The sequence below is a fragment of the Shewanella sp. DW31 genome (genome assembly GCF_015767295.1).
Taxonomy (GTDB): Bacteria; Pseudomonadota; Gammaproteobacteria; order Enterobacterales; family Shewanellaceae; genus Shewanella; species Shewanella oncorhynchi.
Map to the genome: position 1 here is coordinate 308,858 of NZ_JADWMP020000001.1, position 23,785 is coordinate 332,642.

24 protein-coding genes are annotated in these 23,785 nt (G+C 44.9%); 9 read left to right on the forward strand and 15 right to left on the reverse strand.

The window, feature by feature from the left end; translation table 11 throughout:
* Positions 1–4 precede the first annotated feature (4 nt).
* Positions 5–1,012 carry a Fe(3+) ABC transporter substrate-binding protein gene (locus GWI56_RS01290; protein WP_198571923.1) on the reverse strand — a complete coding sequence of 336 codons (1,008 nt, stop codon included), beginning with the start codon at positions 1,010–1,012 and terminating at the stop codon, positions 5–7.
* A 220-nt stretch (positions 1,013–1,232) separates the two neighbouring features.
* On the opposite strand from GWI56_RS01290, the gene GWI56_RS01295 reads away from it, so the two are divergent.
* Positions 1,233–1,634 carry a hypothetical protein gene (locus tag GWI56_RS01295; protein ID WP_198571924.1) on the forward strand — a complete coding sequence of 134 codons (402 nt, stop codon included), beginning with the start codon at positions 1,233–1,235 and terminating at the stop codon, positions 1,632–1,634.
* A gap of 14 nt (positions 1,635–1,648) precedes the next feature.
* On the opposite strand, the gene GWI56_RS01300 is transcribed toward GWI56_RS01295, so the two are convergent.
* From GWI56_RS01300 to GWI56_RS01310, 3 genes are all read right to left on the reverse strand, one after another.
* Entirely contained in the window at positions 1,649–2,245 is a 597-nt protein-coding gene (locus GWI56_RS01300) for a glutathione S-transferase N-terminal domain-containing protein (RefSeq protein WP_131525196.1), read from the reverse strand.
* A gap of 92 nt (positions 2,246–2,337) precedes the next feature.
* Positions 2,338–3,087, reverse strand: coding sequence for a ferredoxin--NADP reductase (locus GWI56_RS01305; RefSeq protein ID WP_198571925.1), 750 nt, complete (start codon positions 3,085–3,087; stop codon positions 2,338–2,340).
* Between the two features lie 124 nt (positions 3,088–3,211).
* Entirely contained in the window at positions 3,212–3,838 is a 627-nt protein-coding gene (locus tag GWI56_RS01310; RefSeq protein WP_198571926.1) for a DUF5610 domain-containing protein, read from the reverse strand.
* A 226-nt stretch (positions 3,839–4,064) separates the two neighbouring features.
* Between GWI56_RS01310 and GWI56_RS01315 the strand changes: the two genes are divergently transcribed.
* From GWI56_RS01315 to GWI56_RS01325, 3 genes are all read left to right on the forward strand, one after another.
* On the forward strand, positions 4,065–4,682 hold the full coding sequence (locus GWI56_RS01315) for a histidine phosphatase family protein (protein ID WP_198571927.1): 618 nt from the start codon (positions 4,065–4,067) through the stop codon (positions 4,680–4,682).
* A gap of 11 nt (positions 4,683–4,693) precedes the next feature.
* The gene (locus GWI56_RS01320; RefSeq protein ID WP_198571928.1) at positions 4,694–6,184 is read left to right on the forward strand and encodes an FMN-binding glutamate synthase family protein; all 1,491 of its coding nucleotides are present in this window, start codon (positions 4,694–4,696) and stop codon (positions 6,182–6,184) included.
* A 151-nt stretch (positions 6,185–6,335) separates the two neighbouring features.
* A complete protein-coding gene (locus GWI56_RS01325) occupies positions 6,336–6,545 on the forward strand; it encodes a hypothetical protein (protein ID WP_105250224.1) in 210 nt (69 codons plus the stop codon).
* 108 nt (positions 6,546–6,653) lie between these two features.
* On the opposite strand, the gene GWI56_RS01330 is transcribed toward GWI56_RS01325, so the two are convergent.
* Together GWI56_RS01330 and GWI56_RS01335 are read right to left on the reverse strand one after the other, a co-directional pair.
* Positions 6,654–6,911 (reverse strand): hypothetical protein, encoded by a 258-nt coding sequence (locus GWI56_RS01330; RefSeq protein WP_105250225.1) that lies wholly within the window; start codon positions 6,909–6,911, stop codon positions 6,654–6,656.
* Between the two features lie 79 nt (positions 6,912–6,990).
* Entirely contained in the window at positions 6,991–8,787 is a 1,797-nt protein-coding gene (locus GWI56_RS01335; RefSeq protein ID WP_198571929.1) for an ABC transporter ATP-binding protein/permease, read from the reverse strand.
* 472 nt (positions 8,788–9,259) lie between these two features.
* Here GWI56_RS01335 and GWI56_RS01340 point away from each other — a divergent pair, with 472 nt between their 5' ends.
* Positions 9,260–9,436 carry a hypothetical protein gene (locus tag GWI56_RS01340; RefSeq protein WP_105250227.1) on the forward strand — a complete coding sequence of 59 codons (177 nt, stop codon included), beginning with the start codon at positions 9,260–9,262 and terminating at the stop codon, positions 9,434–9,436.
* 103 nt (positions 9,437–9,539) lie between these two features.
* On the opposite strand, the gene aroG is transcribed toward GWI56_RS01340, so the two are convergent.
* The 5 genes from aroG to GWI56_RS01365 all read right to left on the reverse strand — a co-directional run bounded on the left by aroG (position 9,540) and on the right by GWI56_RS01365 (position 14,384).
* Positions 9,540–10,595, reverse strand: a complete 1,056-nt coding sequence (aroG, locus tag GWI56_RS01345; protein WP_105250228.1) for a 3-deoxy-7-phosphoheptulonate synthase AroG — start codon at positions 10,593–10,595, stop codon at positions 9,540–9,542.
* 351 nt (positions 10,596–10,946) lie between these two features.
* The gene (locus GWI56_RS01350) at positions 10,947–12,140 is read right to left on the reverse strand and encodes a hypothetical protein (protein ID WP_198571930.1); all 1,194 of its coding nucleotides are present in this window, start codon (positions 12,138–12,140) and stop codon (positions 10,947–10,949) included.
* Positions 12,141–12,267: 127 nt separating this feature from the next.
* On the reverse strand, positions 12,268–12,606 hold the full coding sequence (locus tag GWI56_RS01355; RefSeq protein WP_113939110.1) for a hypothetical protein: 339 nt from the start codon (positions 12,604–12,606) through the stop codon (positions 12,268–12,270).
* A 178-nt stretch (positions 12,607–12,784) separates the two neighbouring features.
* Positions 12,785–14,035, reverse strand: coding sequence for an ammonium transporter (locus GWI56_RS01360; protein WP_028761801.1), 1,251 nt, complete (start codon positions 14,033–14,035; stop codon positions 12,785–12,787).
* Between the two features lie 10 nt (positions 14,036–14,045).
* Entirely contained in the window at positions 14,046–14,384 is a 339-nt protein-coding gene (locus GWI56_RS01365) for a P-II family nitrogen regulator (RefSeq protein WP_028761800.1), read from the reverse strand.
* Between the two features lie 344 nt (positions 14,385–14,728).
* On the opposite strand from GWI56_RS01365, the gene GWI56_RS01370 reads away from it, so the two are divergent.
* Positions 14,729–15,271, forward strand: coding sequence for a hydrolase (locus GWI56_RS01370; RefSeq protein WP_168824640.1), 543 nt, complete (start codon positions 14,729–14,731; stop codon positions 15,269–15,271).
* Positions 15,272–15,426: 155 nt separating this feature from the next.
* Here GWI56_RS01370 and nrfA read toward each other — a convergent pair whose 3' ends face one another.
* A complete protein-coding gene (gene nrfA, locus GWI56_RS01375; RefSeq protein WP_113939112.1) occupies positions 15,427–16,830 on the reverse strand; it encodes an ammonia-forming nitrite reductase cytochrome c552 subunit in 1,404 nt (467 codons plus the stop codon).
* Between the two features lie 225 nt (positions 16,831–17,055).
* On the opposite strand from nrfA, the gene narQ reads away from it, so the two are divergent.
* Both narQ and GWI56_RS01385 read left to right on the forward strand, forming a co-directional pair.
* Positions 17,056–18,891 carry a nitrate/nitrite two-component system sensor histidine kinase NarQ gene (narQ, locus tag GWI56_RS01380; RefSeq protein WP_198571931.1) on the forward strand — a complete coding sequence of 612 codons (1,836 nt, stop codon included), beginning with the start codon at positions 17,056–17,058 and terminating at the stop codon, positions 18,889–18,891.
* Positions 18,884–19,513, forward strand: coding sequence for a response regulator (locus GWI56_RS01385; RefSeq protein WP_105250232.1), 630 nt, complete (start codon positions 18,884–18,886; stop codon positions 19,511–19,513). The genes narQ and GWI56_RS01385 overlap by 8 nt, the downstream gene beginning before the upstream one ends.
* A gap of 91 nt (positions 19,514–19,604) precedes the next feature.
* Here the strand turns inward: GWI56_RS01385 and GWI56_RS01390 are convergent, their stop codons facing one another.
* Complete coding sequence (locus GWI56_RS01390) at positions 19,605–19,979, reverse strand: YacL family protein (protein ID WP_198571932.1); 375 nt, start codon at positions 19,977–19,979, stop codon at positions 19,605–19,607.
* A 196-nt stretch (positions 19,980–20,175) separates the two neighbouring features.
* Between GWI56_RS01390 and GWI56_RS01395 the strand changes: the two genes are divergently transcribed.
* Entirely contained in the window at positions 20,176–21,141 is a 966-nt protein-coding gene (locus GWI56_RS01395; RefSeq protein WP_131525184.1) for a zinc transporter ZntB, read from the forward strand.
* A 97-nt stretch (positions 21,142–21,238) separates the two neighbouring features.
* Here the strand turns inward: GWI56_RS01395 and GWI56_RS01400 are convergent, their stop codons facing one another.
* Positions 21,239–22,372, reverse strand: coding sequence for a succinylglutamate desuccinylase/aspartoacylase family protein (locus GWI56_RS01400; RefSeq protein WP_198571933.1), 1,134 nt, complete (start codon positions 22,370–22,372; stop codon positions 21,239–21,241).
* Between the two features lies 1 nt (position 22,373).
* On the reverse strand, positions 22,374–23,729 hold the full coding sequence (gene lysC, locus GWI56_RS01405; protein WP_131525182.1) for a lysine-sensitive aspartokinase 3: 1,356 nt from the start codon (positions 23,727–23,729) through the stop codon (positions 22,374–22,376).
* Between the last annotated feature and the right edge of the window lie 56 nt (positions 23,730–23,785).

A 23,785-nucleotide genomic window follows, 5' to 3' on the forward strand; every position in this document is an offset into this window, starting at 1 on the left:
GGAGCTAGAGATCAAACTGCACTTCATCTAATAGCTTAACCGCCGCTTGGTGATATTCTGCCAACTTAAAAATGGGCAATTGATCTGACTTAAACTTACCCCATGAAGCCACTAAAGATGAAGGTGCCACATCGGCTTTCACTGGATATTCCATATTCACATCGGCATAGGCCTTCTGAGCAACATCGGCGGATAAGAACTCCATCAATTTGATCGCATTGGCTTTATTAGGCGCATGGCGAGTTAATACCATGCCAGACACATTCACATGGGCACCGCGGTCAGCTTGGTTCGGGAAGTTGAGCGTCACAGCTTCGGCGATCGCCTTTTGCTCAGGATCCTGCAACATATTGCCGTAATAGTAGCTATTACCAATGGCGATCTCACACACACCTTCTTTTACTGCGGCAATTTGCCCCCTGTCGTTCCCCTGAGGTTTGCGGGCTAAATTAGTTTTCACGCCTTGTAACCAAGTTTTTGCCTCAGCTTCACCGTGATGAGCAATCATAGATGCGACTAACGCTATGTTGTATGGATGCTTACCACTGCGAGTACAAATCTTTCCTTTATATTTGGGATCGGCTAATTCTTCATAGGTCAATTGCTGCTGGCCTAAACGATCCTTGGCTGTATAGAGATTTCGCACCCGCATAGTCAGGGCATACCACTGGCCATCGGGATCGCGATACTGCGCAGGAATATTGCTCTCTAGTAGGGGATTTTTGACTGGAGAGGTTAGATCTTTATCCACTAATTCAACTAAACGTGAAAAATCAGACGTCAGCACAAGATCCGCTGGGGATAAACGGCCTTCACGGACGAGACGCTCGGCAATACCGTCTTTAGCAAATACCAAATTCACACCTATGCCAGTTTCTTCGGTGAAACGCGTCAGGATAGGCTCCACCAAGAAAGCTTGACGATAAGAATAAACGGTTAATTTATCATCTGCATTCGCTGAATGCCCAACCGACATTAACCCAACAACAGCCGCGCAAGTTACCAATTTCATTACCGAATTCTCCCCAAAGTGATGACGTGTTCTGCAAAATTAGAACACTAACGCATTAATGATAATGCTTATCAGTTTCGCAAGAGTAATAGATACAGAACTTGAGAGCAAGCAGCCAATTAACTTTATGTTTTTAATGGTATTAATCTGAAAATTTGAGATTATCTCAAATCAAACTAAACTGAACCTTAATTTGATAAAAATGCTTTCAGGAGGCGTTATGTTAACTGTTTTGCTGCTAGGCGTAGCCGCAATTGCGCTATTTGGCTTATTCAAACTCAATAGTCGTCCCAAAAGACATAAACACTCTTCTCAAGTTGCAGATCCCAGCATTAATAAAACTCACAGTTTTCACAGTGTGAGCATTGTGAATAACGGCAATTGCTGTGAGCAGATTGAAGCGCTTTCTGGAAAACGATTTTTATCGAAAGATGCGCCCGAAATTCCGATGGAAGAATGCACTATGGCAAACTGCCAATGCCGCTATCAACACCATGAAGACAGGCGCCAACTAGGCAATGATCGCAGAGTAGAATATGGGGTTACTCGTGAGTTATTCGGCGCTTTTGGTGAACAAAATCGCCGTGATAGGCCAAGAGGAAGACGCGCAACCGACGGTTGAGCATCCTCTGCGGATTATTGGGGACGAGTTTGAATAAATGCAGGTAAATCACGCATTTCACTGAACCAAAGTGCTGTCGCAGGTGCAACTTTACGCCAATCTAGCTCTGGATGTCTAAAATCCACATAATCGAGTAAGCAAATCAAGGCTAATTGCGGTGCTTGAATCGTGGTTTGGGTGATCACAGTTTGAAGCTCAATCTGCATAAGGCCGCGCAGCAGTGCTTGTTCAAAACGTGCAGTCCAAAATACTGATCTCACGCCTTCTTCTTCACGCATTTGCTCTTGGCGTAATTTCACCGCGCTATCGATTAAGCCTTTGACTAAAGAATACTGACACTCCAGCACCCAGTTATTATTTGAGATCCCAAACATCTTACGATCGCCAAGCTCTGCATCTAGGTAACGCATGATCACTTCACTATCGAATAGTGCTACACCATCGTTGGTAATAAGACACGGGATCTGTCCTAACGGGTTAGCATCGAGTAATTCTGCGCTGTTTTCAAAGGGATTAACTAACTGCTCTTCAATATTGTTAATCCCTAGATACTGGATTAAGGCTCTTACACAACGGGCATAGGGCGAAGCTTGAGAACTTAACAACTTCATCAAAAATTTCCTTTTGTTTGCATTAAACGCTATGGCTTTTTAGGGGCAAGAACGGAAACAAGTTTACTCTCGCCTTCTATGTAAAATTGAGATTACCAGTATTTTTCAACGGTAATTTGCCCAGGAGCACGGCGTAAATTCTTCACTAAACCTTTATCAAGTAAAGCGGCTTGCGCACCATTAATCATACCCGGATTGCCGCAGATCATAACTTGAGAGTCAGCTGCGTTTAAGGTTAATCCTGCCTTTTTTTCGATTTCACCCGAGACTATCCCCTCGGGAATGCGGCACTGCAAAGCATCGGCAAAGGGTTTACGGGTCACACTCAAGACTAATGAAAATTGTTCAGGGTATTTACGTTCTAAATTACGCAGCTTATCAAGATATGCCAAATCCTGTGTCTCGCGCACGCCATACACAAGCACGACTTTTTCAAAACGCTCCCAAGGTTCATCGGTGTCGAGCATAGACAAAAATGGCCCTACCGCTGTTCCTGTGGCTAAAAACCACAAATGCTTCCCTTGGAGTTCACCCTTAGGAATTTCAGCTAAGGTCATAAAACCAGTCGCGGTTGAGGTAATTTCAATTTCATCGCCTATTGCAAGGTTGTGTAATTGAGGCGATAACAGGCCATCCTCTACCGCAACGGCGAGCACCTCGGCATAGGGTTTATCGGGAGAATTGACTAAGGAGTAGGCTCTAGCCACACGCTTATCATCTTGCATTTGACTTAACTTGATAAACTGACCAGGAATAAATGGAGCTAACTCGGCAGCAATGCGCAATGAGAATAACTTATCACTCCAATCAATACGTTCTATCACTTGTCCCCTAATCCACATAACTTGCCCTCAAGCGAAACGTTAAATAGGCTTCCAGCATAGACTTTTTTCTGCACAACAAAAACCCCTTATATAAGGGGCTTATGACTATAACGCTGAATATAGAACTGAAAATACTGAGGTATTAACTCGGACTCGATGCTGTCTCATCAGTCTTCTTGTTAAAGCTATCTCTAAAGGCTTGCAGCCCCTCTTGCACTAAGCTGTAGGTTTTATCGACACCATCGGCAATATCACCCTGCAATACTTTAAGGCCGGACAGAATATCTTTAGCCTCTTTAAAGCCATTGTCGATGGCACCGCCAATAATCCCCATAAAGCTATCGAGTTGATCACTTAGACTCATACCCGAATTTTGTTGTTGGTGAATGCTAAAAAACTGCGTCGCAAAACTCACGATACGATCTGCAGTCGCTTCTGGAGAAGTATCTACGCCATTATCGTAAGCCGTCTGAATCGCGTTCTCGCCCATAGTGGGCGCTAATTCTTTATTAATCGACTCTATCGCTGCGCGATAAAGCAAGGCCATAGACTGATCGCCTGACTTGATATTTACATCTTGCTGTGCCGATAAAATCGCTTGATTCATCAGCTGCTTGCTCGTTTTCTGCGCAGTTTGCTTCGAGGTTACTTCTGTGGCTTTCGCGTCCTTCGAATCACTCACGTCGGTGCCCTTAGACGCCGCGTTTTCAGCATATTTTTTCTGTGGCAAAGGAGTACTTTGCACTTGAGGGGGTTTATTGATTTCCATGATGACTATCCATTCAATTCGGGTCAACTTAATTATCGACCAAAATTTAACCAGCTTTAGTAATTTTTAGAATTGAAGTACCATCTGACCACAAGGCCATGATAAGGCCCACATAAATTAAGTGGGTTCATTCTTTAATAAGGTGCATAAAGCGCCAACCCACCGCAATGCAGATCATTACTATCGCTGAGCTTAGACATAAGCCAATAGAAAAGGATGTTACACCATGGCAGCAGGCCGCAGTTTGAGTCATTTCCGCTTTCACGGGTTTACACTAATCCTTAAGCACTATTTTAAGCATAATCTGGGTATCAATATAAAACGCTTTAGCCTGCTAACAAGCCTCGTCATATTCACTTGCCTCGGCTTTACTCCCATTAGCCAAGCTCATGCGGAAAGCAGACTAATTATTTTAGTCAGACATGCGGAAAAAGCCGACACGCCAGCCAATAACCCGCAGTTATCACCCAAGGGAGAAATACGCGCAGCATCACTGATCACTGCCTTGAGCCGCACGCCGCTTTCGCAACTTATTGCGACTCAATACCTAAGAACCCAACAAACACTCGCGCCCATCGCCGAGGCTCGCCATTTGCCAGTGACGATAGTAGAAGCAGCCAAACCTATCGAAGGACATATTCAACACATTGTCGAACAAGTGCATGCTGTAAAGGGCAATACACTCATCGTTGGGCATTCAAACACTGTCCCACTGATCATTAAAGCCCTTGGTGGACCGGAGATCCAAGCGATAAGTGAAGATGACTATAGCCAGCTGTTTTTACTCTCTCTTAATGATGACCAACCTGCGAGCTTGATCGCCACCCGTTATGGACAAGAATAAGGATAAATAACATGAGTGAACTCAATTGGTTTATGTGGGGACTCGATCTATTTTCAGGGCTGTTTTTGATTGTAATAGGACTCGCAGTACTCGCGGTTATTTACATGTATATCGCAGATAAAATGCAGACCAAACAAGCGGTAAGACATAACTATCCCGTGATTGGTCGCTTTCGATATTTGTTTGAAAAACAAGGTGAGTTTTTCAGACAATACTTTTTCGCCCAAGACAGGGAAGAATTGCCCTTCAACCGTGCTGAACGCAGCTGGGTGTACCGCGCCGCTAAAAATGTCGATAGAACTATCGCCTTTGGTTCGACTCGCCCCTTGGATACTGCCGGTACTGTTATGTTTATGAATACCGCCTTCCCAACCCAAGATGAAGAGATCACGCCCATTCATCCACTGACAATTGGCACCAATTGCCGCCAACCCTATACGACTCAAGCCATTTGTCATATTTCAGCCATGAGCTTTGGCGCGCTATCACGCCCAGCAATTACCGCCCTTTCCCACGGTGCGGCGCTGGCGGGTTGCTGGCTTAACACAGGTGAAGGCGGCTTGAGCCCTTATCATCTAAAAGGTGGCTGCGATATCGTCTTTCAAATTGGAACGGCCAAATACGGTGTACGTAATGAGCACGGACATTTAGACGATGAAAAGCTCAAGTCGATAGCCATTCATCCCGAAGTCAAAATGTTCGAAATTAAAATGAGTCAAGGAGCTAAACCGGGTAAAGGTGGCATTTTACCTGGGATCAAAGTCACGGCTGAAATTGCCCATATTCGCGGTATTCCTCAGGGTTATGACTCTATTAGCCCTAATGGTCATATTGAGTTCAAATCCGTGAACGATATTTTGGATATGGTTGAACGAGTACGTGAAGTTACAGGTAAACCAACGGGCATTAAGGCCGTACTCGGTGACGTGCAGTGGCTCGAAGATTTATGTGATGAAATTGAACGTCGTGGCGAAGACTCTGCCCCCGACTTCTTTACCTTAGACAGTGCCGATGGCGGCACAGGCGCAGCACCACAACCTTTAATGGATTATGTAGGATTACCACTGAAGGAAAGCTTACCTATCCTAGTTAATGTCTTGATCCAACGAGGCTTGCGTAAACGTATCAAAGTCATCGCTTCGGGTAAACTCATAGTGCCATCAAGAGTCGCTTGGGCTTTGGCATTAGGTGCAGACTTCATCGCATCGGCCCGTGGCAATATGTTCGCCCTCGGTTGTATTCAAGCCTTACAGTGCAATAGAGATACCTGCCCAACGGGCATCACAACGCACAATCCCAAGCTACAACAAGGACTCGATCCTAGGGATAAATCGGCTCGTGTTGCTAACTATAATCATAATTTACACCATGACTTAGCCTTAATTGCGCACTCTTGCGGAGTGACAGAACCAAGACAACTCAAACCCTCACATGTCCGAATTGTACTCGATAGCGGTTTATCCATTTCACTCGATAAATACTATGCACATATGGATAAGTAGCCGCGAACCCTCGCGGTTAATGGCGAATACAACTTTCGTCTACATAGGGTTTACATAAGGTATATTTGAATGCGTATCACAAAAGAGGTAAGATCCGTGACGTGAGACATTATTCAAATGTCTTACCCACAATTGAACTTAAGGAAACACTTTGAAATCTAGCTTCGTAAGCCAACTGCCCGCCAGTAAAACTGTAAGCACTAGCTGTAAGAGCTGTAATCGCCTGACCGAGATCGAAGGTGAACTGGTGTGTTTTCGCGAAGGGCAGATCATTCGACTCACTTTGATAGATGAGTCAGTACCTAAATTGAATCTTTTATGTGAAGGTTGGAAAGCGGGGAAGCTGAACGGCGTAGCTTAATTCAGCCATATTTTATCTCTGGAGTCTCTCTAGAGCATCAAGAATAGAGGCTCACCTCTATTCTCGGACGTTCTCACCCAAACTGTACTAAAGCACTAGCGAACACACCTAACGCATACCCATAAAGTCACTTGTCGGCGCGTTCATATCGCGGATCACACCTGCCAGCACCATTTCTGGATTGACTTTAGCCAAGGTAAGTCGCCGAGTTGTAACCAACAGGCCCGCGTTCAACTCAGCATGAATGCGTTGCAATGAATCATAATCAACACCACGTTTTTTCAATGTCGCCATGATGGCATACCAATCAGTGGCGACTTTTTCTTCTTTGCCTTCAATATTAGCTCTCAGTGTAATATTTTCCATGCCAGATCTCTTCCGATTGATGTGTTGGCATTGAGTATAGAGAGCCGAAGCTGAATAAAGACTGAACTGTATTACGCTATTAACTGCTCAGAGGAGTATGTTGTTGCTCATTTTGTATCCGCCATAATTTGGCATAGAGACCATTTGCCAACAGCAAAGTCTGATGATTACCTTGCTCAACTATTTCTCCTTGGCTTAATACGACTATTTGATCGGCATCGACTATGGTCGATAACCTATGAGCCACCACTAGGCTAGTGTGCCCCTTAGCGACTTCCCGCAGTGCCGACAAAATAGCTTGCTCGGAGCGACTATCAAGTGAAGATGTCGCCTCATCAAACACCAGCACGGGCGAGCCCTTCAAAATTGCCCTTGCTATCGCGACCCGCTGTTTTTCTCCGCCAGAGAGCTTTAAGCCGCGCTCACCCACCTTTGTTTCCCAACCAAGGGCAAGTGATGCAATAAATTGCTCTAAGTGCGCCAATTTAATCGCGTTACGCACTTCTTCATCCGTCGCGCTTGGGCGACCATAACGTATATTCTCAACTAATGAATCGTTAAAAAGCACAGTATCCTGCGGCACGATAGCGATGGCCCGTCGCAGCGCATCTTGCTTCAGATGACGGATATCTTGTCCATCGATTTTAATCGCGCCTTGGTCCACATCGTAAAATCGAAACAGCAGTTTAATCAGCGTCGACTTACCAGCACCACTATCGCCGACTACGGCCACTTTTTTTCCCGCAGCAACCTTAAAACTCACGTCCCGCAGAATTTGCCGCTCGTCATAGCTAAAATTCACGTTTTCAAATACCAGCTCACCCTTAGTAGGCTGAAAAGCGAGTGCTTGGGGTGAGTCGACTATCATAGGATGTTTATCGAGCAGGCTAAACATGCGCTCAATATTGGCTAACGCACCGCGAATTTCGCGATACACGAAACCTAAAAAGTTAAGGGGTAAAAAGAGCTGCATCATAAACGCATTAATCAACACAAAATCACCTAAGGTCATATCGCCATAGGTAACTCTGTATGCCGCCAACGCCATCATAGCCGTCATCGCCAAAGCGATAATCACAGCTTGTCCACCATTGAGCGCAAACAAAGATAAGCGGTTTTTACGTTTAGCGACTTCCCACTGTTCAAGCGCTTGGTCATAGCGCTGCGACTCATACTTTTCATTATTAAAATACTTCACCGTTTCATAGTTCAGCAAGCTGTCTATGGCGCGGGTATTCGATAACGAGTCAGCCTTGGCCGCATCACGTACATACTCAGTACGCCATTCGGTCGCGACCACAGAAAAAATAATATAAGCCAACACAGCAATAAAGGTGATTGCCGCAAACGCAATCCCGTAGTTATAGAAGAAAATGCCAATCACCATGACAATTTCGAGCAAGGTTGGCACTATATTGAACACCATAAAACGCATGAGGAAACTCACGCCGCTGGTGCCGCGTTCAATATCGCGGGATAGGCCACCGGTTTTGCGCTCTAGATGAAAATCGAGGTCAAGTCGGTGTAAATGGTCAAATACTGCTAAGCCTAAACGGCGGATCGCCCGCTCAGTCACCCGACCAAACAAGGTATCGCGGATCTCCCCCGTAATCGCCGTCAGTAAACGAATCGCACCATAGGCCAACACTAATCCTACGGGCACACTGAGGGCTTGCGCAGTTTTATCGGCATCTAAGGTGTCGACCAAATGCTTCAGAATAAAGGGCAGAGCCACGCTGGTCAGCTTAGCGATGATGAGGCATGACATCGCCAACGCAATACGGCCTTTGTATTCCAATAAGTAAGGCCAAAGCAGTTTCATGACGTGCCAGTTTAATTTATCGACTGGACCTTCAAAATATAACGTTGGGCGCATAGGACATAACCTTGAATGAGTTATGCCAATTGTAACAGTTCACACCGAACATAAGCTAAGCGAAACTAGCAAAGTCTGAATAAAATCAATCAGATTTTCCTGACAGACAAATAGACTTATTCACGACATACTCAGCTGCTATTTTGATTGTATTTAAAGTCAAAACATCATACTTACGCATTACACTGGCGTATTCACAATAAATGAATTTATACTGATTTATGTTCAGGCATGTACCGTTTTGCTTAACCTCAGAGCCGTATGTAAGAGGATAAGAGTGCAATGGAAGAAGGCTTGGCACAAAGTTGCTGCTGTTGATTATTTTTGCAGTTTTGCCCAAAATGCCATGGAGGCGGTTATACAAATCAATAGAATTTGTTAACCTCTACGCGCTAGATTTTGCGATTCATACGCCCAAGTTCTAGCGAGAACATTAAGACAAACAAATTAAATTAAGATCAAAGGAAGCTTTATGTTGGATTCCGCTAAAGTTCAATACCCGCCATTACCACTGATCCAAACTTGGGTGTGGATGATGATCGAATCAGGCAATCCAGAGATACAAGATAAAGGTAGAAACAACCTTATTGCCGCCTTTGGTAGCTTAGCCAAAGCAAATGAATACATTGTTGAAATAAGCAATAAATAGATAAAACAAAGGCGCCGGGATAGCGCCTTTGTTTTTACTTAACCCGCAATCGTTAACAGCTAACTCAGGTATAGTTGCGGCTTATGTTCGCTCGAGCAGACAATTAAACCTGACGGCGTTCGATAATGCTTTGGTTCAAAATGGCTAACAGACGCTCGGTATCATCCCAACCAATACACGCATCGGTAATACTCTGCCCATAGCATAAATCTTGACCTTCAATAAGATCTTGACGACCTTCCACTAAATGGCTTTCTACCATAACACCAAAAATAGCAGTATTTCCAGCCGCCACTTGACCAGCTACATCTTCAGCAACCACTAACTGACGTTGATACTCTTTACTACTATTCGCATGGCTAAAGTCGATCATGATGTTGTCGGCAAGCTTTGCTTTTAACAATTGCTGGCTAATCTCAGTGACATGCGGCGCGCTATAATTGGGCTCGCGGCCACCCCGTAAAATAATGTGGCAATCAGGATTGCCCTTAGTCGAAACGATTGCCGAATGGCCCAACTTAGTCACAGATAAAAAATGGTGTGGTGCATTGGCAGCACCTATCGCATCAATAGCAACTTTAATCGTGCCATCAGTACCATTTTTAAAACCGACCGGACAAGAAAGACCCGAGGCTAACTCTCTGTGTACTTGAGATTCTGTCGTACGGGCACCAATGGCTCCCCAGCACATTAAATCAGCCATATATTGTGGGGTGATCATGTCAAGAAACTCACCCGCAGTTGGCATACCGCTGTCGTTCAAATCCACTAATAATTTACGGGCGGTGCGTAAACCATCATTGAGTTTAAAGCTGTTATCCATGTAAGGATCGTTAATCAGCCCCTTCCAACCCACAGTGGTTCTTGGTTTTTCAAAATACACTCGCATCACAATTTCGAGTTGATCTTTATAACGTTCACGCAGTGAGACCAAACGCTGTCCATATTCCAACGCAGCTTTGGGATCGTGGATAGAACAAGGGCCAATCACCACTAAGAGACGATCATCAGACTTAGCCAGAATATTATGGATACTATTACGCGCATTAAACACAGTCGCAGAGGCTTTTTCGGAAGCAGGAAATCGTTCAAGAATCGCGATAGGTGGAAGTAACTCTTTTACTTCTTTAATGCGAACGTCATCATTTTGGTAATACATAATTTTACTGCTCCAACGCTGGTGTTTTAGGCTATTTCTATCGCTGCGATAAGGGATCTCAACTGCAATACTGGGTTCAATTTATCGAGTCTCAAGCGCCAATGCAACCAAGTTGTCTCCATTTCAAAAAATCAAATATAACTTATTGTTTTAATATATTTTAAAAAAATCAAAATTCAAATATGCCAGCTAACTCACAGCCTTGATGAACAAAATCGAATATGGCGGATAAAAAGGAATAAACATATTTACTGCAAGTGTATTTAGGTGCCCTATATTAGCAAGCAAAGATGTTTACCCGTAATAAGCTTAATTGATGGCCAGCTCTCTATAGAAAAGAGCGGGCAAATGCTAATGCTGTAACATGACTTGTAACTTGCTCTGATAGCGTTGACGATCTAACTCATCTCGGCTCAAAGCCAAGGCTTTATCCATATTCAGTTTGGCACGCTTTTCGTCCCCCAGCGCCCAGTAGGTTTTAGATAAACCGAAGAAGAACTCATGACGATAATCCGCTTTTGCCAACGCCCTTTGATACCAAGCCAAGGCCTCGTCGTATTGATGCTCATCATAGGCTTGCTGCCCCATGTCATAGTAATAATAGGGATTACGTATTCGCGCTAATTCAAGCACTTTATTAATTTCGGCCCATTCATCAAGCCGCCCCTGCTCCCCTAAAATCAAGGCTAAGTTATAAAGCGTTGTCAGATTCTTCGCATCAAACTTGAGTGCATAGCGATAAACCTGTTCAGCCCGCTTTTCATCACCTTTATGCCGGTAAATAATGGCGAGCGTGTTGAGTGAAGGCACAAACTGGCCGACTTTTAAACCCGCTTTAATCAAGGCATAGGCCCTGTCTAAATCACCGTTCACCAAAGACTCTGCGGCCATATTGTTGTAAAACATGCTGACTAAGGTCTGCCGATCCACTTGGGTTTTACCGTATCCCCGTAGAGCTCGCTCCGGCATAAAGTCCACTAAAACAGCTGCAGATGACACATAAACTGAATGTGCGTTTTCAGGTGGAAGTAAGCGTAAATTCACATGCCCATTGATTAAATAGAAATCACCTTGCTTATCCCATACGGGTTCTATCGCGATATCTTGATACTCAGCACTCACATTCAATATGTCCGCTAACGCAGAAGTCATGACCACTAAAGACATGCAATTACCCGTCCTTTGAGCGTAGGTTTCACGGGCAATTTGGGTCAGATTATCTTGATATCGAAAATCAATGTTAGCGCTATTGGTTTGACTCGCATTGATATAACTAGCTAACCATTCATTGGCTAACATTTTGTTATTGTGTGACAAAGTGTATATCCCATAGCGACGTTTTACGTCTGTCACAACCTCGGGGGGCAGATAAAAGATATCAGCAACAGAAGGAATATCGGCCACAGGGGTAAACAGTGAATCGGCAAGTAGCGACTCAAGATCAGACGGATCAGGCGCGATGGTCGTCGAGCTACAAGCAAACAATTGACTGAATACAACGCTCAAGATCGTACTCAAGTATACGGCTCGGAATAGTTTCGACATACGTCCTCCCACACCATTAGCTCCTATTTGAGCTTATTACAAATGGCGAAAAAGACGACATAAAATGGTTACAAAAAATGATAATCGCGATCGATTGAAAATAATCGCAAATAATTTAACGAATTAACTATTGTGAAGGTCGGTCAACTTCTATGTATAACTCACGCTGCTGATAATGATACGGCCGATAGTTATGCTCTCCACAGGTAAAATGTCGATAGGGTTTCATGACCGTAACGCAACCTGAGGGTAAAGCCTGCAGAATTTGGATTTGCTGCTGGCGACGAAGCGACTCCTGCCATTCAAAATCCTTGAGCACTTGATCACGCACGGCAAAGGCATCGACAGGCTCACTTGAGCGATTAACGATCACTTCTCCTGCAAAGACAGAAACCGATATCCAGCCAGAAATGACGATAAGACTTAGTCGCGAAAATTGACCTATTGTTTTTATATTCAAGCTCATAGAACACTCCTTAATTTATGCAAGAAAACAGAATTGCTCAGTAATTAAGCTTATGACCCTGTGCTTAAACTTCAATCACAGTGATTACACATAAAAAAGCAGAGCCTAGGCTCTGCTTCACTATCCCTCGATCCAAGCTAAGCATCAAGGTGAATCACGCATTAATGTGCAAGTTTAATCAGCCCGCATTTTTGACCGTAACAAACTCAGGATAGGCATCAATACCGCAGTCAGAAGCATCCATACCGTTGTATTCTTCTTCCTCAGTCACACGGATCCCCATGGTTATCTTAATCACATACCAGACAGCAAATGATGAGCAGAACACCCAAGTGAAAATGATCGCTGCGCCCGTCAACTGTCCGGTAATAGTTGCATTGGCATTGGATAATGGCACACACATTAAGCCAAGGAAACCAGCCACACCGTGTACTGAAATCGCACCGACGGGATCGTCGATCTTAATGCGATCTAAGCCCACAATCGAGAACACCACCACGCCGCCCGCCACTAAACCAATCACACCCGCCATTAACAATGAAGGCGAGAGAGGATCTGCCGTAATCGCCACTAATCCAGCCAAAATACCGTTAAGGATCATGGTCAAATCCGCTTTGCCCCAAATCATCTTACACACGATAAGAGCTGAGATGGCACCAAAAGCCGCTGCAGTATTGGTATTCACAAACACTTTTGCCACTGAGCTTGCATTCGCCGCATCCGACACCATTAATTGCGAGCCGCCGTTAAAGCCAAACCAGCCCATCCACAGAATAAACATACCTAAGGTTGCCATTGGCAAGTTAGAGCCTGGAATAGGATTCACTTGGCCATTAGGCCCGTATTTACCCTTACGCGCACCGAGCAATATCACGCCAGCAATCGCCGCGGTCGCCCCCGTCATATGCACAATACCGCTACCAGCAAAGTCTACAAAGCCCAGTTTAGCGATAAAACCTTGGCCCCAAGTCCAATAACCTTCTACTGGATAGATAACCGCTGTCATCACCACAGAAAAGAACAAGAAAGCCCACAACTTCATCCGTTCCGCCACAGCACCAGAGACAATTGACATCGCCGTTGCCACAAATACAACTTGGAAGAAGAAGTCAGATTCTAATGCATGGCTCGCATCTGCTGATTGCGAACCAATTAAGGTGCCAATTGACGGTAACCAGCCACCTTCAGTGTTATCCACATACATGATGTTGTAGCCAACCAACAGATACATCACACAGGCAATCGCGTACAGCACAACGTTCTTAGTTAAAATTTCAGTGGTATTTTTAGAGCGAACTAAACCCGCTTCTAACATAGCGAATCCCGCCGCCATCCACATGACTAAAGCGCCAGAAATCAAAAAGTAAAAGGTATCGAGTGCAAAGCGTAGTTCAGTGACTGTGCCGCCTAATTTCGTTAATTCTTCCATTGTCAGCCCCTTATAGCGCTTCAGTATCAAGTTCACCCGTACGGATACGGATAGCATGTTCTAAATCAACGACGAAGATCTTACCGTCACCAATTTTCCCCGTATGGGCCGCAGTGGTAATGGCCTCAATCAACATGTCGAGATTTTCAGCCTTAGTGGCAATTTCTAGTTTTACTTTTGGCAAAAAATCCACCTGATACTCGGCGCCGCGATACAACTCTGTATGCCCTTTCTGACGGCCAAAACCTTTCACTTCGGTCACAGTCATGCCCTCAATACCAATTCCGGCGATAGCTTCACGGACATCATCCAACTTAAACGGCTTGATGATAGCGCTGACTAGTTTCATCCTGACCTCCAAAAAAACGCGATTGTTATTAACTTGTATCAAAGGTAATTCAATCATTAGGCCAACAATTTAATCCATTGATTATTATTGATTTAAATTGTTTAACACTATTTTTCAAGGTTAAAAATGCACCATAATCGAGCACTAACTGGTGCGATGCACTCTTTTAGTGAGCAGTTTAAGTGCGACAGCTATTCGACCTTAGGCCTATTGGTAACAAGGTTAAATTAGGGTCTACTGGGGGAAGCGTAAATCGAGATGAAATCTGAGCATCACAACACAAGCTCTTAGACAAAAGCGAAGATCATCACTAAGACAATCATCAAGCGCAGAAGGAAGGCCCGATGTTAAAACCAGAAGAATGTGTTCTCGTTATCGTCGATGTGCAAGGAAAACTTGCACAAATCATGGATAACAGTGACAAGCTGCATCAACAACTACAGACCTTAATCCAAGGCGCACAATTATTTGAAATTCCAATACTGTGGTTAGAACAGCTACCCGATAAACTCGGAGCAACTAGCCCTGAGCTGCAAACTTTACTTGCGAAAACCAGCTCACCCATTGCCAAGCAGCATTTTAGCGGCTGGCACTGTGACGCGTTTGCAAAGGCATTAACTAAGACGAATCGCAAACACGTCATACTCGCGGGTATTGAAACCCATGTGTGTGTTTACCAAACCTGTTGTGACCTTATCGAACAGCAATATTCGGTGCATCTCGTCGCAGATGGCGTCTCGTCACGCAGTGCCGATAATAAAAAACTGGGTATTCAGATGATGACGGCCAGAGGCGCCTTATTAACTAACGTGGAATCGCTATTATTTGAATTACAACATCAAGCCCAAGGCGAGCGCTTTAGGGCATTATTAAAACTGATCAAATAGCGACTTAGCCCGTGGTATTTCTTCAGCCAGCATGACCAACGCCTGACATTACTCGATATTTTTTTCCATAAAAAAGCCCCCGCTGAGTCAGCGAGGGCTTTTATTTACATGAGGGGTTAGCTCATATTGAAAACTCAACCGCGATTGATTAAAACCTACTTATAAGTGGCTTCGCGTTTTTTCGCTTCTTCATCCCACTTAGGTAACATGTCTTTCTTGAATGCTTCTTTCTCTGCATTCATCTTATCCATATCCATACCTAAGGCTGCTTGTGCCTTAGCTTTGGTAGAGATATCAGGAATAGCGATTGGATCTGTGATGCCTTTTTTCGCTAATAACTGTGCTAACTTAACTCGGGCATCGGCCGCTTTATTCACTGAAGTACCTAAAACACGTAGGGCTTCTTCAGGAGCATGAGCAGCAACACCATGGGAAGCAATCGCTAAGTCCCAGCGCCATTGAGCATGACGGATATCGGTCAAGATAGGCTTCATTTCAGCTTCAGTTGCACCCAATTCCCACGCTTTAGCAGCTTCGAAGTGCGCTTTCACTAATTGCTCTTCCGCTTTCAGTTTCATTTCTTTAACTTTAGCTTTACGTTCATTAGTGACGCCAACTAAGAATTCTTTCGTTTGGCTATGGCAAGTTGCACAGGTTTCTTCGAAACGGTCAAATGGATTACCCACTTTATGATCGGTAAATTTCTTACCTTCAGGGCTAGTCACTTTTGGCATATGGCAGTCAACACAACTGACATTATTTTTACCATGAATACCCAGTTTCCACGTTTCATACTCTGGATGTTGCGCTTTTAACATAGGTGTTTTAGACAGCGCATGAGTCCAATCGGAGAACTCGATACCGTCGTAGTAAACTTCCATCTGGTCAACAGTTATGCCCATATCCCAAGGGAATTTGACGAAACCTTTTTTGTCTTCTTTTTTCTCAAAATAGTATTCAACGTGGCACTGACCGCACACCATAGATTGCTTGTCTTTCTTCGAAGCTTTATCAAATGGCGTACCGATAGCATCCATTGCACGGTCTACATAAGGACGAGAGATCCGCAGTTTTGGTGAGCCTTTTTCATGACAATCACCACAGCCAATGGTGTTAGTGACTTCAGGGCCACCCTTAGCCCATTTACCTTTGAAGTAGCCATCTTCACCTTGCTCTTCAATTAAGCGAGGTACATCAGGGCTCTTACAGCTCCAACATGCCATAGGCAATGGACCATCTTCCGCATTTTTCGGCGCACCAGTACGTAGGGTATTACGCACGTCGGTCACGGCATACATATGGCCGCGAGGAGCGTTGTAATCTTTTGCGAATGCATAGCCAGCCCACAGGATCACCATATTAGGATCCTGCCCAATCGCATCGACAAGTTCTTCACTCTTTGCGGTATCATGCCAGCTATTATATTGATTCTTAAATTTATCTTTATAAACTTCGTTGCGAGGCTCTGTTTTATCACTCGCCATTGCGCCCGCTGCCATGAAGCTGGCGGCAACCAGTGCACTCAGTGCAAAGGACTTACCTGTCATCTTCTTCATCATCTCATCTCCGTGTTGCATTATTGTTGTAAATCACGACATCTCCATGGTCAAACTTAGTGATTTAACCCTGCTAAAAATATACCTCTTAGGGGGTATCTAGGTTGAAGTTTGCGCTAGATCAAAATGTAAAGGTGTTGTTGTTCACATTTCTATACTTTTGTTAATGTATTACATTATTTTCTAATGTAAAAACCACTGCAAAGTGCCATAACAGCGGCCATCAAAATGAACAGCGGATTAATGAAACGAGGTAGTCTAACCTCAAAAATCTTAGGATTAATGTTAGTACTTATTCTGCTCTCTAGTAGTTTATCGACTTTTGCTATCATCAATTTGTCCTACAGCTTAGGCGACGCCAAGGCGATTAATGCCTCAGGGTCGCTGAGGATGCAAAGCTATCGGTTAATGTTTTACGCCAACTCAGGCAGTGATGCTGCGCAGGATAAAATTACCGAATTCGAAAATACGCTCTATTCCGGCACGTTAAAGCCCTCGGAAAGTTGGTTTAGTCCACCAGAAATTGCCGCTCAATATCAGCTTGTCATCGATAAATGGCTGGTGATGAAACACTACATAGAACAAGAAAACTCCCGCGATTATGTCGCCTCACTGAAGGACTTTGTTGATACCATTGATTTACTGGTGCTTGAGATGGAGCACTACGCCGCCTTTAAACTCAGGCTCCTTGCCGCCAGCCAAATATTAGGCTTAGGCGTCATGCTCATTATCGCTTTTGTGGCCGTGCGTTTTACAAAGAAGAAAGTGGTGATCCCACTGCAAAAACTGATGGAGTCGGCGAATACCATTTCTAAAGGTAATTTTGAAATTGAAATGCCCGAGACCGAATACATTGAACTTACAGCGCTGACCCATGCCCTACAAAAAACGGCGAAGGAACTCGCGACGCTTTATGGCAACTTAGAATCGCAGGTAGCAGAAAAAACCCTAGCGCTGACAAGGGCCAACAACGAGCTGGCATTCTTATATGATAACCTACTGACATTAAACGCGAATAAACTCGATTACAAAGCGCTTAAAGCGGCGCTGAATCAGTTAAAAGGCTATGAATCACTCGACTACCTAAGACTCATTATCCAATATCCAGAGCAAGAGTTAGAAGTGATTGAGGCCGATGGCGGTTGGCCAGATATGACTCAAGAGAGCACCCGTTTCCCACTGCAATTTGAGCAGGCTAATTTAGGCTATTTAGAGTTAATTGCCGACCAAACACCCAATATCGCCTTGTTTAACAATTTCGCAATTATGCTGACCCGCTCAATCGTGATCCACAATGCCACAGAGCAAAGACAGCAACTGGCGCTAATGGAGGAACGTGGTGTAATTGCCCGGGAGCTGCATGACTCTTTGGGTCAAGTGCTATCTTTCCTGAAAATCCAAATTAGCTTATTACGCAAAAACTTAGATTGCAGTTGCCGCAGCCCGATCGTTGAGGCGCAGTTAACCGAAATCAACGAAGGAGTGAGCACTGCCTACGTGCAACTCAGGGAGTTACTATCCACCTTTAGGCTCACAATTAAAGAACCCGATCTAAAAAGTGCTTTAGAGGCTATGCTTGAGCAACTCAGGACAAAGACGAATATAAAGATAACCTTAGACTATAAACTTGCGCCACAATGGCTAGAGGCAAAGCAGCACATCCACATACTGCAGATCACGCGAGAAGCGACGTTAAATGCCATCAAACACGCCGAGGCCAGCCTCATTAACATCCATTGCTATAAGGATGACGAGGGTATGGTCAATATTGATGTTTGTGATAACGGCATAGGTATTGGACATTTAAAAGAACGAGATCAACATTTTGGCATAGGTATAATGCATGAACGAGCCAGTAAGCTTTCAGGTAAAGTCGTGTTCAGCGACAATGATTTAAAGAGATTTAAACCTGCTATGGCAACCACGACTGAGCAAGGATGCAATGCACAAGACGACGCACTCAAACCTAACAGCCCACTAAACCTTGTGCAGCACAGCAAAGGGTCAAGTGGCACTAGAGTGACGCTTATTTTCCCATCTCAACAGGAGCCTTCAAATGGGTAAACCTTATTCCGTACTGGTAGTCGATGACCATCCCCTCTTGCGCAAAGGCATCTGCCAGCTCATCGCTTCAGATCCTGACTTCAGCCTATTTGGCGAAGCCGGTAGTGGTTTAGACGCATTAACCGCAGTGGTCACCGATGAACCCGACATCATATTGCTCGATCTGAATATGAAAGGCATGACAGGCCTAGATACCCTCAACGCCATGCGCCAAGAAGGTGTTACCTCACGCATAGTAATTCTCACCGTTTCAGATGCAAAACAGGATGTTATCCGTTTACTTCGCGCTGGAGCAGACGGCTATTTGCTTAAAGATACTGAGCCAGATTTGCTGCTCGAAAAACTCAAAAATGCCATGCTTGGCCACAGGGTGATCAGCGATGAAGTCGAAGAATACCTTTACGAACTTAAAGATGCGACCGATGAACAAGAATGGATTTCGAGCCTAACCCCAAGGGAGCTGCAAATTCTACAGCAACTGGCGGAAGGCTTAAGTAATCGCATGATTTCAGAGCATTTACACATTAGTGAAGGCACAGTTAAAGTGCACGTGAAAAACCTACTGCGTAAAGCCAATGCTAAATCGAGAACCGAAATGGCGGTGCGCTACCTTAATAATTAAAGATACGAAAATGAGCTTGGTATCACGCAAACAATAAAGGCAATCCCATGATTGCCTTTATGTTTTTATCAAATAGAGATTAAATAAATGATTACAGACCTTTCTCGATAAATGTCTGCCAACTCAGTAACGCCTGCTCAAAATCCTCAAGGCCACAATAAGCTTCTGACTCAGCATCATAGAGTGACATAGCTTCTTCCAATTCATATTCTTGTTCAAAGCCTAAGGTATTGGCAAAGACTCGCGCCTGTTCACGCTCTAACTCTAAGGTAAAATCATTACCAACAAGACGCCATGAACCTCGTTTATCGGCTTGAATTTCTTTTATCACACCCAACACTTGCTGAATTTTAGCTAACTCAGTCCCTAATTCTTCCGTAAACCATTGCCCAAGCACTTCATGATCCATGCTAAAGCTAGCCAAAAAAGTGCCAGTTAAACTGTTACGCCGAAATTCGTATTCCATTTTATTGTCTCTTTGATCTAAGTCTACTAATGCTAATTTTAACCTATCCTTGGCTAAGTTGCTTGCATCACTCAGCACATCAAATTTATGTCAATTTACGTTTGTCTCATGTCGTTAAGCATAAGTACTGACTTCATTTTCATGACAAAATCAGTTAGTTTGTTTGGATGATTTTGAAAGTTAAATGGAATGCGATATGCACGAAGGGTTTATCTACAGTTTAGTGCTCAGCGGCGCCCAAGCGGGTTCCACCTTGAGCCTAGAACAGATCGAAAAATGGGATCCTCAGGATGGCCTCCTCTGGTTACACCTTCGCTATCGTAATAAAAAGGCACGCCACTGGATACTCAATAGCGGTCTGCCTAAGGTCGAAAGTGATGCCCTACTCGCCCAAGACACTCGTCCCCGTGCTGTGATTACAGGTGAAGGCATATTACTCGCATTACGCGGCGTTAACCTCAACCCCAATTCTGCTCCAGAAGACATGGTGGCCGTGCGTATCTATGCCGATAAACAGCGGATCATTTCCACCTGCGATCGCGAGTTACAGTCGGTCAAAGATGTCGCCGAGCTGATCCTTGAGGGCAATGGGCCTACAACTACGGGGGACTTTATCGTCGCAATCTGCGAGCGACTGACCAATCGTAAAGTCGAGTTTATTGATAAATTGGAAGAACAGCTCTCTGATTTAGAAGAACTAGTCGTCTCAGGCAATGTGAAAGATTTACGTACCGATATCGCCGAACTGCGCCGTCAAACTGTAGCCATTCGCCGCTATTTAGCCCCACAGCGCGAAGCATTCTCGAAAATGATTTCCGAGCAATTCAGCCTATTTAAAGATACTGAGCGACTCAAGCTGAGGGAAACAAACGATAAACTTATCCGCACCATTGAAGATCTCGATGCCCTGCGCGATAGGGCTAATGTAACTCAAGAAGAATTACTCAGTCAGCAATCGGAGCAACTCAACAAACGCTTATATTTCTTATCCTTAGTGTCAGCAATCTTCTTACCGTTGGGCTTTTTAACAGGCTTACTTGGGGTCAATATTGGCGGGATACCGGGCGCGGACAACACTTGGGCCTTCGCCACCTTCTGCGGCATATTAATCTCACTCGTCGCCCTGCAAATGGCGCTGTTTTATCGATTTAAGTGGTTATAGCCACCTTAAAACAACAAAGCCAATCGATTAGGATTGGCGTTGTTTTCTCTCAGTCCCTTAAGCTAATTGTTATGAGCTAATGCTTACGAGCTAATTTTTATGATTTAGGCTGGAATGTCGGCAACTCAAACACATTGGTCATCACTTTATAAAGCTCAGTCCCTTGGTGCACTGACGCCGAAGCAAAGTGCAAAATCGGCACGCAGTCCTGTGGTAAACTGACCGTCTTTAGCTCATCCGCCGTACCGTATAAATCCATACGCAGTAAATTCACTAAGGGCTGCCCCGCAGCTAATGGCTCACCCACAGGTGCAAGGTATTCCACTAAACCAGAACTTGGCGCGTGATATTTTTTATAGTCTTTTAGATAACAACCAAAGCGCTGCATTTTAGCGGGTGCAACGGTTTCAGCGATCACGCCTCGGTGGCTTAAATATGCCAAAATCCCTTGTGCATCAACCAGTGCATCCTCAAGACAGACGCGCTCTTGGCTCGCCAATTCCAAGGTTAACGCTGACACTGCAACCCCTAAATCGCGCCCTTGTGATTTTGCAAAATCACTCAATTGCCACCAAGGACAAAACGCAGCCTCATCCATGGCGCCACCAAAGGCATTGGGGATAATGAGCGTATAAGGGATCGACAAAAACTGCGCAGCAGCTAAGTCATATTCAGGACAATACAAGTGCTTACAAGACTTAGGACCTGTGTGCAGATCGAGCACTATATCCGCGCCATGGGCCATAATCTGCAGGTTAACCGCAAGTCTATGACCCGTGGTGATGCCCCATTCATGACGCAATTTTTGCTGACAGGCTTCAACCAAAGTACTGCGATAGGCTTGGAGCAGCTCGCTATCACTCAGCTTGGCATGTTCGCCATACCAAGTCGGCAAATCGATTGCATGATTCAAATACTCACGATTCCAATTCGCGCCCGTAATAGGATCAAATCGGCCAAGGGTAAACTCACCACTTTTTTGGTTGATCCCGAGTGGATTCGCCAATGGCACTAAGGTGATTTCGCCGCGGATATCACAGTGTTCAAGCTGCTTCATCAACTGATAAATCACCGCATTACCTTGTACTTCAGCACCGTGGACATTGGCCTGAATATACACTTTGGGGCCAGTTGCCTTATCGTCACTCGGCTTGAAATGGTAGATAGGCAAAGTGAGTGCTTGCCCTGCGGCAAGCTCCCCGATTTGCAGAGACGATGTTGTCGGCAACATACTAAACGCCTTCGAACAGATTTTGATGCAGCGATTTAACCACTTGCGCCGCTTCCGATTCTGCCACTAACACGCACAGATTATGTGGGCTGGCACCTTGGCAAATCATCCGAACATTGTGTGGTTCTAACACTTCAAACACACGACGACAAATACCCGGCGTCGTCGCGATGCGATTACCGATAATCGCCACTAAGGCCAGTCCATCTTCAACTCGCACACGACAATGCTGTGATAATTCTTGCAGCAATGCCTCACTCAACAGACCTTGACCACTCGAATCTGAACCAGTTTTATCGAGGGTTAGAGACACATTCACTTCTGATGTGGTAATCAAATCCACACTGATCTTATGTCGCGCTAATGTCGCAAAGGTTTCCGCTAAAAAGCCCTGCGCATGCAGCATTTGCAAGCTGTGAAGATTTAACAGGGTTTGATCGCGGCGCAAAGCCACAGCGCGGAATACGGGCGCATCTTCCACTTGATGACGGATCCAAGTCCCGCCCTTTTCAGGCTCTTTACTTGAACCCACAAACACTTGAATTTGCTGACGAACGGCAGGAAGAATAGTCGCTGGATGCAATACCTTGGCACCAAAGGTCGCCATCTCGGCAGCCTCATTGAAACTGATCTCGGCAATCGGAAAGGCATTGGGCGCAAGACGTGGATCGGTTGTATAAATCCCCGCAACATCGGTCCAAATCTCTACTGCTGAGGCGCGTAACGCTTCAGCTAACAGTGCAGCAGAATAGTCACTACCACCACGACCTAACGTTGTTGTTTGTCCCGCTTCATCGGCACCGATAAAGCCTTGCGTGACAATCACTTGTTCCGCTAATAGTGGCTGTAGATAATCACGAGCTAGAGTCGCAATCTGCTCGACCTGAGGTTCGGCTCGGCCAAAGTGGCTGTCAGTACGTAACACTCGGCGCACATCGAAGGCACTTGAGTTGACACCTTTCTCACGGATCACCGCCGAAAACAACGCCGAAGAACATTGCTCACCGAGGGACAACAACTCATCCATAGTCGCTTTGCTGCGTTGTGATGCAAGCGCTTCACTCAATACTGACATGCGACTCAATAATTTATCTAATGCGGCGGCCACATCGTTAGGACGACCGAGCTTATCTAAAATCGCATATTGAATTTGGGCAATTTGTTTTAATCGCTGTAATCGGCCATCGTCGTTGATCGATTCTTGGGTCAATTCTACTAGTAGATTTGTCACGCCGCTCGAAGCGCTGACCACGACTAAACGGCAATGAGGATTAGCTAACACTATGTCGGCACAGCGATTCATAGCGTTATAGTCGGCGACTGAGGTGCCACCAAATTTTGCGACAACGAGGGACATTAGCGCACCTCCGTGAAACACGTAGGGCAACAAATAAATGCAGATTGAATAAGATA

What these genes read in the sequence shown, in the direction of transcription:
- lysC (WP_131525182.1), bottom strand. Translation starts at nt 23,729, where the DNA reads ATGTCCCTCGTTGTCGCAAAATTTGGTGGCACCTCAGTCGCCGACTAT.
- GWI56_RS01360 (WP_028761801.1), bottom strand. Translation starts at nt 14,035, where the DNA reads ATGGAAGAATTAACGAAATTAGGCGGCACAGTCACTGAACTACGCTTT.
- GWI56_RS01365 (WP_028761800.1), bottom strand. Translation starts at nt 14,384, where the DNA reads ATGAAACTAGTCAGCGCTATCATCAAGCCGTTTAAGTTGGATGATGTC.
- GWI56_RS01340 (WP_105250227.1), top strand. Translation starts at nt 9,260, where the DNA reads ATGTTGGATTCCGCTAAAGTTCAATACCCGCCATTACCACTGATCCAA.
- GWI56_RS01330 (WP_105250225.1), bottom strand. Translation starts at nt 6,911, where the DNA reads ATGGAAAATATTACACTGAGAGCTAATATTGAAGGCAAAGAAGAAAAA.
- nrfA (WP_113939112.1), bottom strand. Translation starts at nt 16,830, where the DNA reads ATGATGAAGAAGATGACAGGTAAGTCCTTTGCACTGAGTGCACTGGTT.
- GWI56_RS01320 (WP_198571928.1), top strand. Translation starts at nt 4,694, where the DNA reads ATGAGTGAACTCAATTGGTTTATGTGGGGACTCGATCTATTTTCAGGG.
- GWI56_RS01305 (WP_198571925.1), bottom strand. Translation starts at nt 3,087, where the DNA reads ATGTGGATTAGGGGACAAGTGATAGAACGTATTGATTGGAGTGATAAG.
- GWI56_RS01350 (WP_198571930.1), bottom strand. Translation starts at nt 12,140, where the DNA reads ATGTCGAAACTATTCCGAGCCGTATACTTGAGTACGATCTTGAGCGTT.
- GWI56_RS01290 (WP_198571923.1), bottom strand. Translation starts at nt 1,012, where the DNA reads ATGAAATTGGTAACTTGCGCGGCTGTTGTTGGGTTAATGTCGGTTGGG.
- GWI56_RS01315 (WP_198571927.1), top strand. Translation starts at nt 4,065, where the DNA reads ATGGCAGCAGGCCGCAGTTTGAGTCATTTCCGCTTTCACGGGTTTACA.
- GWI56_RS01395 (WP_131525184.1), top strand. Translation starts at nt 20,176, where the DNA reads ATGCACGAAGGGTTTATCTACAGTTTAGTGCTCAGCGGCGCCCAAGCG.
- narQ (WP_198571931.1), top strand. Translation starts at nt 17,056, where the DNA reads ATGAACAGCGGATTAATGAAACGAGGTAGTCTAACCTCAAAAATCTTA.
- GWI56_RS01310 (WP_198571926.1), bottom strand. Translation starts at nt 3,838, where the DNA reads ATGGAAATCAATAAACCCCCTCAAGTGCAAAGTACTCCTTTGCCACAG.
- aroG (WP_105250228.1), bottom strand. Translation starts at nt 10,595, where the DNA reads ATGTATTACCAAAATGATGACGTTCGCATTAAAGAAGTAAAAGAGTTA.
- GWI56_RS01400 (WP_198571933.1), bottom strand. Translation starts at nt 22,372, where the DNA reads ATGTTGCCGACAACATCGTCTCTGCAAATCGGGGAGCTTGCCGCAGGG.
- GWI56_RS01335 (WP_198571929.1), bottom strand. Translation starts at nt 8,787, where the DNA reads ATGCGCCCAACGTTATATTTTGAAGGTCCAGTCGATAAATTAAACTGG.
- GWI56_RS01385 (WP_105250232.1), top strand. Translation starts at nt 18,884, where the DNA reads ATGGGTAAACCTTATTCCGTACTGGTAGTCGATGACCATCCCCTCTTG.
- GWI56_RS01355 (WP_113939110.1), bottom strand. Translation starts at nt 12,606, where the DNA reads ATGAGCTTGAATATAAAAACAATAGGTCAATTTTCGCGACTAAGTCTT.
- GWI56_RS01295 (WP_198571924.1), top strand. Translation starts at nt 1,233, where the DNA reads ATGTTAACTGTTTTGCTGCTAGGCGTAGCCGCAATTGCGCTATTTGGC.
- GWI56_RS01300 (WP_131525196.1), bottom strand. Translation starts at nt 2,245, where the DNA reads ATGAAGTTGTTAAGTTCTCAAGCTTCGCCCTATGCCCGTTGTGTAAGA.
- GWI56_RS01390 (WP_198571932.1), bottom strand. Translation starts at nt 19,979, where the DNA reads ATGGAATACGAATTTCGGCGTAACAGTTTAACTGGCACTTTTTTGGCT.
- GWI56_RS01370 (WP_168824640.1), top strand. Translation starts at nt 14,729, where the DNA reads ATGTTAAAACCAGAAGAATGTGTTCTCGTTATCGTCGATGTGCAAGGA.